Origin of the sequence: Psychrobacter sp. UBA6291 (genome assembly GCF_002439405.1) — a bacterium.
GTDB classification, from domain to species: domain Bacteria; phylum Pseudomonadota; class Gammaproteobacteria; order Pseudomonadales; family Moraxellaceae; genus Psychrobacter; species Psychrobacter faecalis.
Map to the genome: position 1 here is coordinate 67,132 of NZ_DJUD01000041.1, position 16,775 is coordinate 83,906.

Genomic DNA, 16,775 nt, shown 5'->3' on the forward strand with positions numbered 1-16,775 from the left:
GCGCTATTTTCCTTGTTTGACTACAATTTATCTAATTTTTATCACCATTTTTAAAATGAAGACACGCCCTAGTATCTAAAACACTTACCAAACAGTTTTTCCTATCTTACCTCACCTTTACTGATCTTGTGTATAAGTGATAAAATAAAGTCCAAAACGTTATTCGACGTTTGATTTATTTGTTAAGTACATAGGTATGTAATGATGGACGCCTAGTTTTAACTGGTCGTCCATCATTGCATGCCAATCTGCTTTTATATAAACAGGTGGTTCCGCTCATGGAAAAATTCATAGCTATTATTATGGCGGTTTTTGCCGCACCTTTGCTTATTGGAGGTACCTACTTACTCTCGTTAGGCGGTAGCGCTTACTATGTTATTGCTGGCATTACGATGCTTGTCACAGCATTCTTGCTATTTAAAAGACATTGGAGCGCCTATGGGCTCTATACTATTTTTATTATAGCGACCCTGGCTTGGGCGCTTTGGGAATCTGGGTTTTATTGGTGGGCACTGGCAACTCGCTTGGGCTTTCCGCTGATATTTGGTTTATTAATGTTATTGCCATGGGTATCTAACAAGATGCAGGGTAATAAAACTCGAGTATCAAAGAGCTCTGATAAAAATTTAGTTGCTAATGGTACATCGAGCTTACATTCCGAAAATCTTATTACAACTCCCTTCAAAGACGCCAAAAATAACTCAAAAAACCCTATTTATTATTGGGGATTGCTGGCTAGTGTGGTTGTGGGCGCACTGATCTCTTTTGGTAGTATGGCTAATAATGCCACCGATAAGTTAGGTGAACTCAATTTAACTGCCAAAGATGGTGCTGATCAAAATTCAACACCTACAAATCTTGGTGTTCCGTTATCAAATGGCGAGCAAACGCCAGAGGGTGAGTGGAGCGCGTATGGTGGTACTGACTATGGGCAGCGCTACTCGCCTCTGACTCAAATCACCACTGATAATGTCAAAGACTTAGAGCTTGCTTGGCAAATTCAAACAGGTGATGTCAAAGGTCCTAATGATATCGGTGAGACCACCTATCAGGCAACTCCTTTAAAGATTGGCAATGCCCTATATATGTGCACTCCACACAACTGGGTATTAGCTTTGGACGCAGACTCTGGTCAAACATTATGGAAGTTTGACCCCAAAGTAGGAAAAAATCTACAACGCCAACATCAAACGTGTCGAGGCGTGTCCTATTATGCAGGTCAAGCTGGTACTGATAGTATTTCTCCAGTTATTAATGATGAGACAAATAGTAATAATGCAGCTGTGACTAACACAACTGTCAAGACCGGCCATACACCAGTTCAGAAAGTAGCTGGTAATACCTTTGAAAACGCGTCTAAGCAATGCGATGCAAAAATATTTATTCCAACTTCCGATGCTAAGTTATATGCACTTGACCCAAATACTGGGCAACGTTGTCAAGATTTTGGTAAAGATGGTGCTTTAGATTTAATGCACAATATGCCATTTAAACAAGCGGGTTATTATTATTCAACGTCGCCTCCGATAGTGGTAGGCAATACGATTGTGGTGGCAGGTGCCGTTAATGATAACTACGACGTCAATTCACCTTCTGGTGTTATTCGTGCGTATGATGTCAATACTGGCGAGCTACTATGGAACTGGGATTCAGGAGATCCTGATAACACAGCGCCTTTCGATGTCAATGATCCAACTCAGATGTACAAAACCAGTTCACCAAACTCATGGGCGATCGCCAGCGCTGATGAAGAACTTGGTTTGGTCTATTTCCCTATGGGCAATCGTGTACCGGATCAATTAGGCAGCTATCGAACCGCAGATGAAGAAAAATATGCGACGTCTGTTGTCGCTTTAGACATTAAAACAGGTAAAGCGCGCTGGGTTCAACAATTTGTTCACCATGATCTTTGGGATATGGACACGCCAGCTCAGCCAAGCTTACTTGACTTAAAAACCAAAGAAGGTGTTCAGCCTGCACTGGTTGTTCCCACCAAACAAGGCGATGTGTATGTATTGAATCGCGCAACAGGCGAGCCAATCGTACCGATCAAAGAACGCGCCGCGCCGCAAGGTTACTTGGTTGCAGGTGAACATGCCGCTCCAACGCAACCTTACTCTGGTTTGAGTTTTGAGCCGCCGATGTTGAAAGAAAAAGACATGTGGGGCGCTAGCCTCATTGATCAGATGATGTGCCGTATTGAGTTTAACCAACTCAATTATGATGGTCGTTATACACCACCATCGACGAATGGCAGTTTGGTCTATCCTGGTAACTTCGGTACCTTTAACTGGGGCGGCCTCGCCGTTGATCCTGAAAATGGCGTAATGTTTGGTATGCCAACTTATTTGGCATTTACATCAAAACTCATTCCTAGAGACAATCTTGGTGAGGGAGAAACCAATACAGGAGAGCAAGGAGTTAATGAAAATAAAGGTGCAGATTACGCGGTAGAGCTGGGACCATTTTTATCACCGTTAGGCATTCCTTGTCAGCAACCACCATGGGGCACAGTAGCGGGTGCTGACCTAGCAACCGGTGAGATTGCCTATCAACGTAGAAACGGTACCGTGCAAGATTTGTCCCCTATTCCATTGAAGTTTGAGCTGGGTGTTCCTGGTATTGGCGGACCCATCATCACAAAAGGAGGCGTAGCATTTTTGTCAGCGGCTACTGAAAACAACTTCCGCGCCTATGATTTAAAAAATGGCGATGTATTGTGGAATGTTCGTATTCCAGCAGGTGGCCAAGCGACGCCTATGACTTATCTAAATTCTAAAGGTGAGCAGATGGTCGTATTGGTAGCTGGTGGACATGGTTCAGTTGGTACTACTATTGGGGATTATGTTATGGCTTATAAACTTGCTGACAAAGCCAAGTAACATCATACCTGTTTAATGAAGCGGTAATGATTTGATTCATTGCCGTTTTATTACTAAGGCATATATCCAATTTACCTTACAATGAACAGTGGTATATGCCAAGATAAGTATAGTTTGATTACTACTGTTAGACTGCGTAACTAAAATGTTTCCCGTCTTTTTACAGATTTGACAGCAGGGGCTAGATTAGAATACCATTAAAGATTCTTTTTACTAATCTTACTTATTAGCTAGTGAGATCTTTCCGGAGTAATCCTATGCAATGGACTAAACCAGCTTTTCAAGATATCCGTATCGGTTTCGAAGTCACTATGTATTTTGAAGCGCGTTAAAATTTACTAGACTTAAATACATTAAAAGCCCTAGATGATTAGGGCTTTTATTTTTTTGGAAATATTGATTTATGTATATTCACGTTTTAGGCTCAGCGGCTGGTGGTGGTTTTCCACAGTGGAATTGCAATTGCTATAATTGTCATGGTGTTCGTCAAGGCACAATTGAAGCAAAGACCCGCACCCAGTCTTCGATAGCCATATCAGAGAATGGCATAGATTGGATTTTATTCAACGCGTCACCTGATATTCGTCAGCAATTATTTGAATTTAAGGCGGCACAGCCAGCACGTAACCTGAGAGATACAGGCATCACGAATGTGGTTTTGATGGACAGTCAGCTTGACCATACGACTGGGCTATTGACCCTGCGAGAAGGGTGTCCGATTCCTGTTTGGTGTACTGAGATGGTCTACCAAGATCTCACGACAGGGTTTCCTATTTTCAATATGTTGAAACACTGGAATGGTGGCCTGCAATATCACCAAATTGATCCGAAACAGACCTTTAATATTGAAGGTTTTAGCAATTTAGAATTGACGCCTTTGGTGATTAGAAGCTCGGCACCACCCTACTCGCCACATCGTAATAACCCCCATGATGGCGATAATATTGCGCTGATTGTAAAAGACTTAAAAACGCAAAAACAACTCTTTTACGCGCCAGGTTTGGGCAAAATTGACGATGATATTATGCAGATTATGGAAGCCTCTGATTGTGTGATGATTGATGGCACTTTATGGACTGACAGTGAGATGCAAGAATGCGGTGTCGGTACAAAAACAGGCCAAGACATGGGGCATTTACACATTAGTGGTGAAGATGGATCACTGCACTATTTAGATCAGCTCAAAAACATTCGTAAGGTATTGATCCACATTAATAACACCAACCCAATATTGAATGAACAATCTGAACAGGCTGCAACATTGAAACAACACGGTGTTGAAGTGGCGTTTGATGGTATGCAGATTGAATTGTAAGGCGACAGCAAAATGAAGATAATGCAAGAAGAAAAAATAGCCCTAAGCGTAGAGGCCTTTGAACAAGCGATTATGGCTAAAGGTCAGTATTACCATATTTACCACCCTTTTCATATCATGATGCATGAAGGACAAGCGACTCAACAGCAGATTCAAGCGTGGGTCGCCAACAGATTCTATTATCAAATCAATATTCCCTTGAAAGATGCGGCAATCATGGCGAATTGCCCCGATCAGCGGGTGCGTCAAGAGTGGATTCAGCGCATGATTGATCAAGATGGCGTGTATCCTGATGGTGGCGGTCGTGAAGCATGGTTGAGTCTGGCAGAAGCGGTTGGTCTTAGCCGCGAACAAGTGATTTCTGAAGAATTGGTGTTGCCGGGTGTACGTTTTGCAGTCGATGCTTATGTAAATTTTGCGCGTCGTACCTCATGGCGAGAAGCAGCCAGCAGCTCACTGACAGAGCTTTTTGCCCCGCAGATTCATCAATCGCGCTTAGAGTCTTGGCCAAAACATTATCCTTGGATTAAAGAGCAAGGTTATACCTATTTTCGCTCGCGCTTAAGTCAGGCCCGCCGCGATGTTGAGCATGGCCTAACCATTACGCTCGACTCATTCAAAACAGTTGAACAACAAGAGCGTATGCTAGAGATTCTACAATTTAAACTGGATATTTTGTGGACCATTTTGGATTCTTTGAGCTTGGCCTATGTCCATAATCAAGCCCCTTACCAAAGCGTCACTGATGATAATGTCTGGCATAAAGGATTGTTCAAATGAGTTTACCTGAACTAGATCACTCTATCGTCCCAGTATGGCGTCATGGTTATCGCTTTCAGTTTGAGCCTGCACAGAACGCTTATGTGTTGCTGTACCCTGAAGGGATGATCAAATTAAATGAGAGTGCCAGCATCATCGGTCAACACATTGATGGTCAAGCGTCCATTGCTGATATTATTAAAAAGGTGAAGGCTATGTTTGGTGATATACCTGAAATCGAGCAAGACATTATCGAATATATGTTGGTGGCTCAACGTGAACATTGGATTGATTTAGTATGACTGCGCCAGTAGGACTGCCATTATGGCTATTGGCTGAGCTTACCTATCGCTGCCCATTACAATGCCCTTATTGCTCTAATCCTGTTGATTATGCTCAGTATAAGCAGGAACTGACAACGCAAGAATGGTTCGATGTTCTTGATCAGGCGCGGCAAATGGGCACGGTGCAGCTCGGCTTTTCTGGCGGTGAACCACTCGTTCGTCAAGATTTAGAACAATTGGTCGCTTATGCTCATAACAAAGGTTTTTACACCAATTTAATCACATCAGGCATGGGATTGAACGAATCTCGGATTGCTCGATTAAAAGAGGCTGGCCTTGACCACATTCAGATCAGTTTCCAAGCCAGTGATCCAACGGTTAACAATGCATTGGCTGGCTCAAAACATGCCTTTGAACAAAAGTATGAGATGTCACGTCTGGTCAAGCAGTACAACTATCCTATGGTGCTCAACTTTGTCATTCATCGGCAGAATATTGATCAGATTGATCAGATTATTGAGCTGTGCTTAGAGCTGGAAGCCGATACCGTTGAACTGGCCATTTGTCAGTTTTATGGTTGGGCATTTGAGAATATCGAAGGCTTACTACCAACCAAAGCGCAAGTGGTTCGAGCCGAGCGTATTACCAATGAGCACCGCAAGAAAATTGAAAAACGTGGCATCAAATGTAAACTCATTTTTGTCGTTCCTGATTATTACGAAGAACGTCCTAAACCCTGTATGGATGGTTGGGGTAAGATTTTCTTGACTGTGGCACCGGACGGCACAGCCCTACCTTGCCATGCCGCCAGACAATTACCAATACAGTTCCCTAACGTACGCAACACCCAACTTGCAGATATTTGGTATGAGTCTGCGAGCTTTAATCAGTTTCGCGGTGACGATTGGATGCCTGACATGTGCCAAAGCTGCCCAGATAAAGAGCGGGATTACAGCGGCTGTCGTTGCCAAGCGTTTATGCTGACTGGGGATGCCAAAAATGCCGATCCTGTGTGTGGCAAATCACCTTATCATTATCTGATCGAGGAAGCGCGTATAAACAGTGAAACGCCAGTTTCCTTTGAAGAGTTACGCTTTAGGAACCCTAAAAACTCAAAGCTATTGAGTCAAGAGCAATTAATTCCTACTCGTACGGTAATGGATGAATAATGAATGCTCAGCCTGTGATATTTGATGGACATAACGACCTATTGACCCGACTGTGGCTGAGTGCAGCCGCAGATCCTGTGCATGATTTCATTTATGGTACGCTACCAGGACATTTGGATTTACAACGTTGTCAGAAAGCGGGATGGATGGGCGGCTTATTTTCTATTTTCCTGCCGCCCTACGCTTATGTTAAAAAAAACCATCCTGACAAGTTATCAAATCTCTCAGGCTTAGATTTTGAGCCGCAAAAAATCGTGGATATTTGCTGTGCACAGTTGGCACTTGTGCAACAATTACAGGCGCGATCAGACGGTCAGATTCAGATTTGTAAGTCTTTAGCGCAAATTCAAGCCTGTCAGCAGAATCAGCAATTAGCCATCATCCTTCATTTGGAAGGTGCTGAGTTTTTAGCCATTAAACCTGAGTTATTGGATGTTTTTTATGATGCAGGTCTTAGAAGTATAGGGCCACTCTGGAATAGAAAAAGCCTCTTTGGTGATGGCTTAAATGCCTCCTTTCCTCATTCTCCCGATACAGGATCTGGTCTCACGGATCAAGGTAAAGACCTCATTCTAAAGTGTCGTGAAAAACATATGCTAATCGATGTGTCGCATATGAATGAGCGTGCTTTTTGGGATACGTTAGAGATTATTGATCAGCCCATTGTCGCGACACACTCTAATGCACACGCGTTATGTCAGCAAGCAAGGAATTTGACTGACCAGCAACTGGCTGCCATTAAACAAAGCGGTGGTATGGTTGGGGTGAACTTTGATGTTGCATTTCTTCGTGCTGACGGTCAACGCAACACGCAAACTTCAGTTGATGTGATTGTCGATCATCTTGATTATCTAGTTGACCATTTAGGCGAAGATCACGTCGGTTTTGGCTCTGATTTTGATGGTTGTCTATTGCCAGATGAGTTATCTGATATCAGTCAAATCTCTATGCTGATTGAGCACATGCAACAACGACATTTCTCCGATCCACTCATTGAAAAGATTACGTCAAAGAATTGGTTCACTGTGCTGGATAGGATATGGCAGTGATAATCGAGCTTTTTGAGAGGCAATATTTTTTTCTAACATCTTGTCTCAATTGCTGCCTAATTAATAGACTGTAGTGGCATAATCAAGCATCTGTTTCACCAAGTTACATACGGGTCGTCTCGATAGCTGGTAGCTGACTGACCCCTACCGTCAAATCCGTATAAAAAAATTCGGGAGATTTTAGTTAGGGAGCCTGACGATAGAAACCCACCCACATCTAAATTAGTTGACCCTTACACCTTTTCAACCTTCTTAATTTAATTAAAGGAAGTCAATGTATTTAGGTCATAAGTTAGATATCTGAACGTAATTCTCTATTAATTAACCCGTATTGCGTAGACCCGCTGCCAAAGCATTGATACTACGGATTAATGGATCTTCAACACTAAAGTCACCGTCATCATATATAGTGTCTTTTTGTCTGGCACGTTTCAACAACTCGATTTGTATGTAGTTAATCGGATCTAAATAAGCATTTCGCCACTGCAGTGACGCGGCAAGGTTTTGCTGATGTGCCAATAATGATGTCTGGTTAAGCAAAGAATTTAAACCTGAAAATGTCAGCTCGTGCTCATCGATTACCGCTTGCATAATCTTTTCACGTAATCCCTCATCTTCACATAACTGACTATAAGCCTGAGCAATGCTCATCTCAGACTTGGTAAACGCCATTTCAATATTACTAATAAATACGTTAAAAAATGGCCAGCAACTGTTCATCTCCCTCATTAAAGCTTCGTCTTGTTTAACACTATGAAGAGCACTACCTACGCCATACCAAGCTGGTAGGGTAAAGCGCGCTAAAGACCAACCAAATACCCAGGGAATCGCCCGCAAGGTTGTCTTACTAGGCAGACCTTTGTTACGGTGCGCTGGGCGTGAGCCGATATTTAATAAAGAGATTTCCTGCACTGGCGTCACTTGTGAGTAGAACTGATAAAACCCTTCGGTATGGTCAGTAAGCGTACGATAACTTTGTTCACCCGCATCGGCTAGACGCGCAAAGAGTGCTTCATAATTTGGTAGTTCAGGCGGTTGCACCACAAATCTTGTTGAGCACGCTTTGAGGGTACCAGTGATGCCCATGGTTAGCTCAAACACAGCGGTATCGGTGTTGGCATATTTGGCATAAAGGACTTCGCCCTGCTCGGTGACTTTAATTTCTCCATGCAGTGTCCCTGCGGGCTGAGCGGCAATTGCATTATGTGTTGAGCCGCCACCACGACTGACAGAGCCACCACGGCCATGAAACAAGCGGGTTTTGATACCATATTCCTCAGCGATACGGTTAATGGTTTGCTGCGCGCTATACAGCTGCCATGCAGAGGTGATAATACCGCCATCTTTTGATGAATCTGAATAACCCAGCATGATTTCTTGCGTGTTATCTAAGTGTTGCAGCAACCCTCGATAAAGCGGATTATCCAAGACGGCAGGTAAAATCTTATCGATATTTTTAAGGTCTTCGATGGTTTCAAACAAGGGTGCGACGGGTAAGTCAGCGGACAGTTGCCCTTCGTCATTCACTGTACATAAGCCTGCAAAGCGCATGAGTAGTAACACTTCTAATAATTGACTGGCGTTATTGGTCATTGATATGACGTAACTGCCGAAAGTATCTTGCCCGACCAGTTTACGTAAGGTTGCCACAGAGTTCATCAAAGCCAATTGTTCGCGTGTTTTATCACTCAAGTTATCGGTATAAATGAGCGGTGTACCGGGCTTTTCAAGTAAGCGCGTGAGCCATTCTTGGCGCTCAGTTTCAGTGAGCATTTGATAATCTGGCAGATTAGAGGCATTGGCAAAAATATCAGCTATCACCTCGCTATGATAAGAGGACTCTTGACGAATATCGAGCGCTGCCAAATGAAAACCACAGGTTTTGACCAAACGAATCATATCAAGTAATAAGCCTTCGCCATGTGCCGTATCGTGAGTATTGACACTTTTTCGGATGATGCGTAAATCTTCTAATAACTCTTGTGGGCTGGCGTAAGCATCTTGTGCGGCGTCAAGGTCTATACCTTTACTTTGAATGTAGCGATTGGTCACTTTTATTTTGGCAAGGATAATCGATAACAACCTGCGGTACGGCTCATTGTTGTAATCATTAAGATTGTAATCAAATACTTTTTGATCGAGAGTGGCGTACGCTTTTATACGAGCATACACATTAGGCTCAATGACAACAATCGTATCGCTGTGAATCAGTTCACGACGCAATTTTTTGATCAACACTTGATAGTGACGCAAGACGGTATTGGCATGCATCAATACGGCCATTTCTGTGGTGTCATGAGTGACAAAGGGATTGCCATCTCTGTCACCACCGATCCAAGAACCAAAGCTCATGAACGCCGGTAAGGGATAGTCTGTTAGCTCAGGATAGATATCAACAATGGCGTCTTTAATATTACGGTAAACTTTGGGAATGGCGCTGAATAAACTGGCATTGAAATAATGCAGGCCATTATTGATCTCGTCATAGACTAAAGGTTTACGCGTCCGTACTTCATCAGATGACCATAATAAATCAATGGTTTGCGCCGTTTGTTCTTTCGCTTGCTCATAGGCGAAACTGTTTTCAGGAAGATTATTCAAAGCATCGCTATGCTTGAATAAACTCTGCAATAGATTCATCGTCGTACGGCGACGCGCTTCAGTCGGATGGGCGGTGAATACTGGGATAAATTTTAGTTGCTCAATCAGCTCTTGCATTTGGGCGGGTTCAATATTGCGCTCACGACATTCAAGCAGCGTACGCCGAAACGAGCCTTCCCAGCTATGTTCCGATTGCATACGCAAGGCTTGACGTTGTTCTCGTAAGTAATTTTCTTCACTGAGATTGGCTAAGAAGAAATAGATAGAAAAGCTGCGGATGACATTTTTTAAGGTTTGGTTGTCTAACGAGGCAATAAAGTCGATGAGTTGTTGCTGGTTCGCTGCGTTAGGCGCCCGGCGTTGCTGGATAAAACCTTGGCGTAGGGTTTCAATCGTGTTGAGTGTTTGTTCGCCCGTTTGCCGAGAAATCGCCTCTCCTAGAAATGAGCCTAATAAGCTGATGCGTTCACGTAGTACGTCGTTATCAATAGTCATCCTTGATCTCCTGATCAAATTCATTCAAATATAGTCGTGCGGTCTTAAATGTAGGTTTTCTATGGTGTAAGCCATTTAACCTGTTTATGTGGATCTCGAAGCTCTCGCTTCTCATCAGCCAAGACGTTGTCAGCTTTATGTATTAATCATTTATTTTTTGGTGATACTGGGTCAGCCATTCCTGTAATGGTATATCTGTCTATCCCTAGTCAGCCAACAATATTATGAGTTTCATTATTACGATTGATGACTAAACTAACGGCTTCAAGTTTAATTCTCCAGCTTTACTAAACAGTCAGAATTAATATCAGCAATCGTTTTGGCACCAGTCAAGGTCATTGCGACGCGTATTTCTTTATCTAGCAGTTCTAACAAATTGCTTACCCCTGCACCGCCATCCGCTGCTAAAGCATAAATAAAAGCGCGCCCTAGCATGCAAATATCAGCGCCCAAAGCCAACATACGCACAATATCTAAGCCATTACGTATACCAGAGTCGGCTAAAATTTTAATCTCTCCTTTAACTGCATCGGCAATAGGAGGCAGAGCACGTGCACTGGATAAAACACCGTCCAGCTGTCGCCCACCATGATTCGATACGACTATGCCGTCGGCTCCAAAACGCACCGCATCTTTGGCATCTTCTGGGTCCAAAATACCTTTGATGACCATAGGCCCATCCCAGTACTCGCGAATCCAATCTAAATCTTTCCAAGAAATAGAGGGGTCAAAGTTATTACCTAGCCAGCCTATATAGTCTTCCAATCCTGTTGGCTTACCTAAATAAGTAGAGATATTGCCCAGATCGTGCGGACGGCCATTTAGCCCTACATCCCATGCCCATTGCGGATGCGTCATAGACTGTAAGTAACGGCGCATAGCAGCATTTTTACCGCTCATACCAGAGTGCATATCTCGGTAGCGTGCCCCTGGTACTGGCATATCTACCGTAAAAACCAAGGTCGAACACCCCGCCGCTTTGGCACGCTCCAAGGCATTTTTCATAAAACCTCGGTCCTTTAATACATAAAGCTGAAACCACATCGGACGGTTAATTTTAGGCGCTACTTCTTCAATCGGACAAACCGAAACTGTCGACATGGTAAACGGAATGCCTTTTTGATCGGCTGCCATAGCGGCCTGCACTTCTCCGCGGCGGGCATACATACCTGTCAGACCCACGGGTGACAACGCGACAGGCATAGACAGAGTTTCATTAAATAACTGCGTCTCGAGACTAAGCAGTGACATATCATTTAGTACACGTTGTCTAAGGGCAATTTTCGATAAATCTTCAACATTATGTTTTAAGGTATATTCCTCATAAGCACCGCCATCTATATAATGAAATAGAAATGGTGGCAGTCGGCGCTTGGCAGCAGCCCTGTAGTCGTTTGGAGATGAAATAATCATACGCTTGCCCTTATTCTGTTAAATATCTATGTAATATTTTTGAATCTCTAATTATTTATTGATTAGTGCTAAACGATGGATGCAATTGGCTTATTTTTGAAGCGGCAAGCTCAACCCACACTCACTATTACACACAGCACGAGCAGTTACGTTTGGTTTTCGACATTTTACCGATGCCGGGATTAAAGCTATTGGTTGGGTCTAGGCTTTTATAGAAATTCTGCAAATCAGGCTCTGCTTCGTATAGATGCCCTACATTATGCTCAGCAGGATATTTGGCTCCGCGTGCGCTCAATAGCTCTAACATCATCTTTTTAACAAGGTGTGCATCACTGCCCTTCTTCAAAATATAATCTTGATGAAACACATAGCAAAAGAAGTGTCCGTAATACAGCTTCATCTCTAAGTGTTTTTCAATTTCTTCAGGTAGGGTTTCAAGCCATTCTAATTCATTACGCGGTATGGCAATATCTAATGCCAATATCTCACCAACTTCTTTTTCATGTATGATTTCATAGCGTAATGCGGCACCGGCTGCCGCAAAACGATTTAAAAGCGCGCTTTCTGACTCTTCCTGGCTACATTCAAAATAGTTACCCGTGTCTGAAGCAGCAAAGAAGGTCTTCAGAAAATCCTGTGCCTCTGCTATCCCTTCATCACTCATTTTTAAGATTAGGTGATGCTCATATTGTTCACGATACTCAATCATGCGCTTCGGTAAATGCTTTGGAAATAGAGTAGCGATGAACTGCATGACTTTGTCAGTAAAATGCTTTGGCATCCATGACCACTTATGAAATTTAGCGTCAATAGCGCCTTTGATAGAAAACAATCTAGGTAAGGCATCTGTGCCGAGATGCTTAATACTTAGGAACGTGTCTTTACCGTATTTAGCGGAGACATCAAATATATCACGATGCATATACTCGCCCACTTCAGGGATATTGTCGAAGCTTGATAGTATCTGCCTTCTGAGCTGTGCAAGCTCACTCACACTGTTAGTGCCTATGTAAAAGGTTTTCTCTTTTGCTGCTATTGGATAAGTGTCAAGACGTACTGCAAACACCGCAAGCTTGCCAGCGCAGCCACTGGCTTCATACAGTCTGCGCTTGTCCGCATTAAAGCGACTGGGCGTGCTTGCATCAACGTCTTTTACTCTGGCGATGTACTCTTTGTCAGATGCGAGCTTGCCACTATCAGGTAATTCTCTTTTATCAAAATTACCATTTTGCAAATTAGTCAGTATTTCTTCTGGCGTATCACCTAGCTCTACGTCTAGATGATTAACCAATACCAGTTGTCCTTGTTCGTTTATTTGGGCAAACAACGCAAGCTCGGTATAGGCAGGCCCTCTTTTGACCAAAGCCCCACCAGAGTTATTAGATATACCGCCAATAATAGACGCGCCTAACGTCGAGGAACCGATGACGGAATGAGGCGCTCTATTGACAGCATTAAGCTGACTTTGTAGCTGATGCAATGTCGCACCAGGCAAGCTGATCACTTGCTCGTTGTCATTCACCAAATACAACTGGTTCATTGCAAGCGTATTAATCACCACAACTGGTCTATCGTAGTCATTACCGCTCGGTGTTGAGCCTTCAGTCAGACCTGTCTTAGCCGCTTGCATGATAATGATGCAGTCGCCTTCAACGCATACTTCTAGGCTACGCCAAATCTCCAGCAGTGTTTGCGGAAATAAAACGGCTAAGGCACTGCCACCACCAGAGCGCCACCCCATTCTATAGTGCTCATTTTTCTCTGGATCAGCCTGTACATTACTAGCACCCAGTAATTGTGTTAGCTTGTCTAGTACTTGATCAGGACTAAGCATGCCTTGAGAATCGCGATTTGACGAAGATATATGATGCTCCTTATCTTGTGATTGTGTGTCATTCATCATGCTAAGGGCCCTTGAAAACCAAAAATGTAAATGGCGGCCATGACGATGATGCCACAGAACAACACATAATATAGGGTAGGTAAAATAGTACGACGAAGCGTCGAGCCCTCCATACCAAGTAAACCCACCGTAGCTGATGCCGCCACTACATTGTGTATGGCAATCATATTACCGGCTGCCGCACCAACAGCCTGAGCCGCTATGATTAAAGAGGGTGAAATATTTAAGCTCATCGCCGCTTCATACTGAAATTGACTGAACATCATGTTAGATACGGTATTAGAACCCGCGATAAAGGCTCCTAACGCTCCAATGGTTGGACCAATCAATGGAAAAACATTGCCAAAAGTACCTGAAAACAACTCTGCACTGGCGACTGGCATACTCGCCACATCTGATAAGTTTATGCCGGAATTGATAAAAATTCTAACCATTGGAATCGTAAAGATAAGTACAAAACCTGCCCCTAGTACAGTTTTGCCTGATTCTTTAAAGGCACTGTTTAGTGCGCTGACGGACTTTCTAGTTTGAAAAGCGGCGGCAACCAAAGCACTAATTAGTAACAAGCCGCCTGGTAAGTATAAAGGACTAAAACTGGCACTGATATCTGTCTCACCTAAAATCGAGGTTAGGTCTACTGCCACACTGTTAAGTAAAGATTGAAAGCCTGTAAATACTCTTGAAAACACCAGTAAAAGGGCAACCAGTAAATAAGGGAACCACGCCATAAGGGTGGACATCTTCTTATCACTCAAGGTCAGCGTAATATCTTCTTTACTGACCACTAACTTACCAAGCCATTCACTCGGCCAGTTTTTTTGCGGTTCAAAATCCCATATGGTTTTTGGTACCAAAAACCCTCTTTTAGCAGCATTAACAACGATAGTAATACTGACCAAGCCACCGACCAGTGACGGAAACTCTGGCCCTAAAAAAACACCGGTTATCATATAAGGGATTGTAAATGCCAAGCCTGCAAAAATCGCAAACGGCCAAATAGCGAAGCCTTCTTTCCAGCTTTTATTCTCACCAAAAAAGCGGGTGAGCATCATCACCATAAACAGGGGCATAAACGTACCAATGACACCGTGAATAATGGCGACTTGACTGGTAATCAGTTGTAAAAATTCGCCCCACTGTACTCCTTCTTGTGCCAGTTGAGCGCTAATGGCAGCTTTATCTAACCCATCATTTACCCCTATCACAATAGGCGTACCGACCGCACCAAATGATACAGGTGTACTTTGTATCATCATTCCCATCAACACTGCACCCAGCGCCGGAAATCCTACTGCCACCAGCAAAGGCGCTGCAATAGCGGCAGCTGTACCAAAACCAGAGGCACCCTCAAGAAAGCAGCCAAAGCACCATGCAATAATAATGGCTTGCACACGCCTATCTGGCGATACATTGGTAAACCCAGCACGGATAACGGCGATTGCACCAGTATGTTTTAATGTATTCAACAAAAAAATAGCACCAAAGACTATCCACAATACCGAAACCGTAATGACCAAACCCTGAATAATAGATGATGACACTCGGTTAAGCGTCATATCCCATATAAAAATGGCAAGCGCAGCGGTAACCACTAAAATTATTGGCATTGTTTTTTTAGCTGACCATTGCAAACCTATCAGAAAAATACCACAGAGAACGATTGGCAGTAATGCCAAAAGCCCATATATTGTTTGATTCAAAATTACATCCTTTTGATTGTGTGATCTTCCTTGAACCAAGTCATCGAAGCCTTTATTTTGACGAATTCATGATGACTAAGTTGTATTAAATATTCACAAATAGGGACTGCTTATTTACTAAAGCTGTCTTGTAGACAAAGCCGAGCACGACTTGCGACAGTTTATGTCCCAATGTCAAAAACGCCCTGAAATAGTCTACGCCTTGTTAATTTATTGATATATTGCATCAATGGACAATGTTATTTTCCTTTTTTGATATAATCAGAAACACATTACTGCAATTGGAGAACAAGTGTGACCAAAGCTGACGATATGATTTTATTCGTTCAAGTTGTTGAAGAAGGGTCATTTTCTAGAGTCGCTGAAAAATTATCATTGACGAACTCAGTAGTGAGCAAGCGCATTGCAAGATTAGAAGAGAACTTAAATACTCAACTCATTTATAGAACCACTAGAAAGTTGAGCTTAACCGATGCCGGCAGGACGCTTTACAACAAAGCTAAAATTGCTAAACATGCCTTTCAGGAAGCTGAAGATGCAGTAACGGGTTACAGCGAGGATATGAAAGGCACCATACGAATAACCCTGCCTGTGGTCTCTGCAAATTTGATATTGAGCGAATCTATTGCTGAATTCTGTAAACAACATCCTGAAATATCGGTGGATTTACAAATTACCAATCGCTTGGTTGACTTGATAGAAGAAGGTTTTGATTTGGCAATAAGGACCGCTGAGCTTGAAGACTCATCGCTCATTGCAAGACGTCTTATAGATAGCCGATGGGTGATATGTGCGACGCCAGACTATTTAAAGCGATATGGTACGCCTCAAACCCCTGAAGAATTAGACAATCATGAGTGCATAATCTATAAGTTAGATAATACCTCTAACAACATATGGCCAGTATGTATAGACGGCACAGAGCAATTAATGCCTGTCCATGGTAGGTTTCATAGCAATCATCTTAGTGCGATTAAACAAGCCACGCTCAGCGATTTAGGCATTGCTTTTTTGCCCCAAGCGTTGGTCCATGAGGAGATACAACAACATACACTTACTCAGATTTTGCAACGGTTTACACGAAAGGAACTGGGCATGTATGCAGTATATCCTAAGGCCAGGCAACCAGATCAAAAGTTAAAACTGCTCGTTGCACATTTGCGAGACTCATTACATCGGAAACAGGCTTACTACTGCTAAGTAAA

Annotated in this window: 12 protein-coding genes; 8 read left to right on the forward strand and 4 right to left on the reverse strand. The window is 43.0% G+C overall.

Going from position 1 to position 16,775, the window contains the following annotated elements:
* Window positions 1–278 precede the first annotated feature (278 nt).
* The 7 genes from B3R91_RS06795 (at window position 279) to B3R91_RS06825 (ending at window position 7,458) form a co-directional block, all read left to right on the forward strand.
* Window positions 279–2,882, forward strand: a complete 2,604-nt coding sequence (locus B3R91_RS06795) for a membrane-bound PQQ-dependent dehydrogenase, glucose/quinate/shikimate family (RefSeq protein ID WP_192992256.1) — start codon at window positions 279–281, stop codon at window positions 2,880–2,882.
* A 257-nt stretch (window positions 2,883–3,139) separates the two neighbouring features.
* Window positions 3,140–3,214, forward strand: coding sequence for a pyrroloquinoline quinone precursor peptide PqqA (pqqA, locus tag B3R91_RS06800; RefSeq protein ID WP_082894360.1), 75 nt, complete (start codon window positions 3,140–3,142; stop codon window positions 3,212–3,214).
* A gap of 71 nt (window positions 3,215–3,285) precedes the next feature.
* On the forward strand, window positions 3,286–4,197 hold the full coding sequence (gene pqqB, locus B3R91_RS06805) for a pyrroloquinoline quinone biosynthesis protein PqqB (RefSeq protein WP_068407044.1): 912 nt from the start codon (window positions 3,286–3,288) through the stop codon (window positions 4,195–4,197).
* 21 nt (window positions 4,198–4,218) lie between these two features.
* Window positions 4,219–4,977 carry a pyrroloquinoline-quinone synthase PqqC gene (pqqC, locus tag B3R91_RS06810; protein ID WP_102076859.1) on the forward strand — a complete coding sequence of 253 codons (759 nt, stop codon included), beginning with the start codon at window positions 4,219–4,221 and terminating at the stop codon, window positions 4,975–4,977.
* Window positions 4,974–5,258 carry a pyrroloquinoline quinone biosynthesis peptide chaperone PqqD gene (gene pqqD / locus B3R91_RS06815; RefSeq protein ID WP_068407047.1) on the forward strand — a complete coding sequence of 95 codons (285 nt, stop codon included), beginning with the start codon at window positions 4,974–4,976 and terminating at the stop codon, window positions 5,256–5,258. Before pqqC ends, pqqD begins: the two co-directional genes overlap by 4 nt.
* The gene (gene pqqE / locus B3R91_RS06820; protein WP_068407050.1) at window positions 5,255–6,409 is read left to right on the forward strand and encodes a pyrroloquinoline quinone biosynthesis protein PqqE; all 1,155 of its coding nucleotides are present in this window, start codon (window positions 5,255–5,257) and stop codon (window positions 6,407–6,409) included. The genes pqqD and pqqE overlap by 4 nt, the downstream gene beginning before the upstream one ends.
* A complete protein-coding gene (locus B3R91_RS06825; protein ID WP_180952532.1) occupies window positions 6,409–7,458 on the forward strand; it encodes a dipeptidase in 1,050 nt (349 codons plus the stop codon). Before pqqE ends, B3R91_RS06825 begins: the two co-directional genes overlap by 1 nt.
* A 321-nt stretch (window positions 7,459–7,779) precedes the next feature.
* Here the strand turns inward: B3R91_RS06825 and ppc are convergent, their stop codons facing one another.
* The 4 genes from ppc to B3R91_RS06845 form a co-directional block, all read right to left on the reverse strand.
* Entirely contained in the window at window positions 7,780–10,554 is a 2,775-nt protein-coding gene (gene ppc / locus B3R91_RS06830; protein ID WP_286796942.1) for a phosphoenolpyruvate carboxylase, read from the reverse strand.
* Between the two features lie 270 nt (window positions 10,555–10,824).
* Window positions 10,825–11,967, reverse strand: a complete 1,143-nt coding sequence (gene lldD / locus B3R91_RS06835; protein WP_068408375.1) for an FMN-dependent L-lactate dehydrogenase LldD — start codon at window positions 11,965–11,967, stop codon at window positions 10,825–10,827.
* Between the two features lie 127 nt (window positions 11,968–12,094).
* Window positions 12,095–13,801 (reverse strand): D-lactate dehydrogenase, encoded by a 1,707-nt coding sequence (gene dld, locus B3R91_RS06840; protein WP_068408377.1) that lies wholly within the window; start codon window positions 13,799–13,801, stop codon window positions 12,095–12,097.
* 65 nt (window positions 13,802–13,866) lie between these two features.
* Window positions 13,867–15,570, reverse strand: coding sequence for an L-lactate permease (locus B3R91_RS06845; RefSeq protein WP_286796943.1), 1,704 nt, complete (start codon window positions 15,568–15,570; stop codon window positions 13,867–13,869).
* A 294-nt stretch (window positions 15,571–15,864) separates the two neighbouring features.
* On the opposite strand from B3R91_RS06845, the gene B3R91_RS06850 reads away from it, so the two are divergent.
* Window positions 15,865–16,770, forward strand: coding sequence for a LysR family transcriptional regulator (locus tag B3R91_RS06850; protein WP_286796944.1), 906 nt, complete (start codon window positions 15,865–15,867; stop codon window positions 16,768–16,770).
* Window positions 16,771–16,775: the final 5 nt, after the last annotated feature.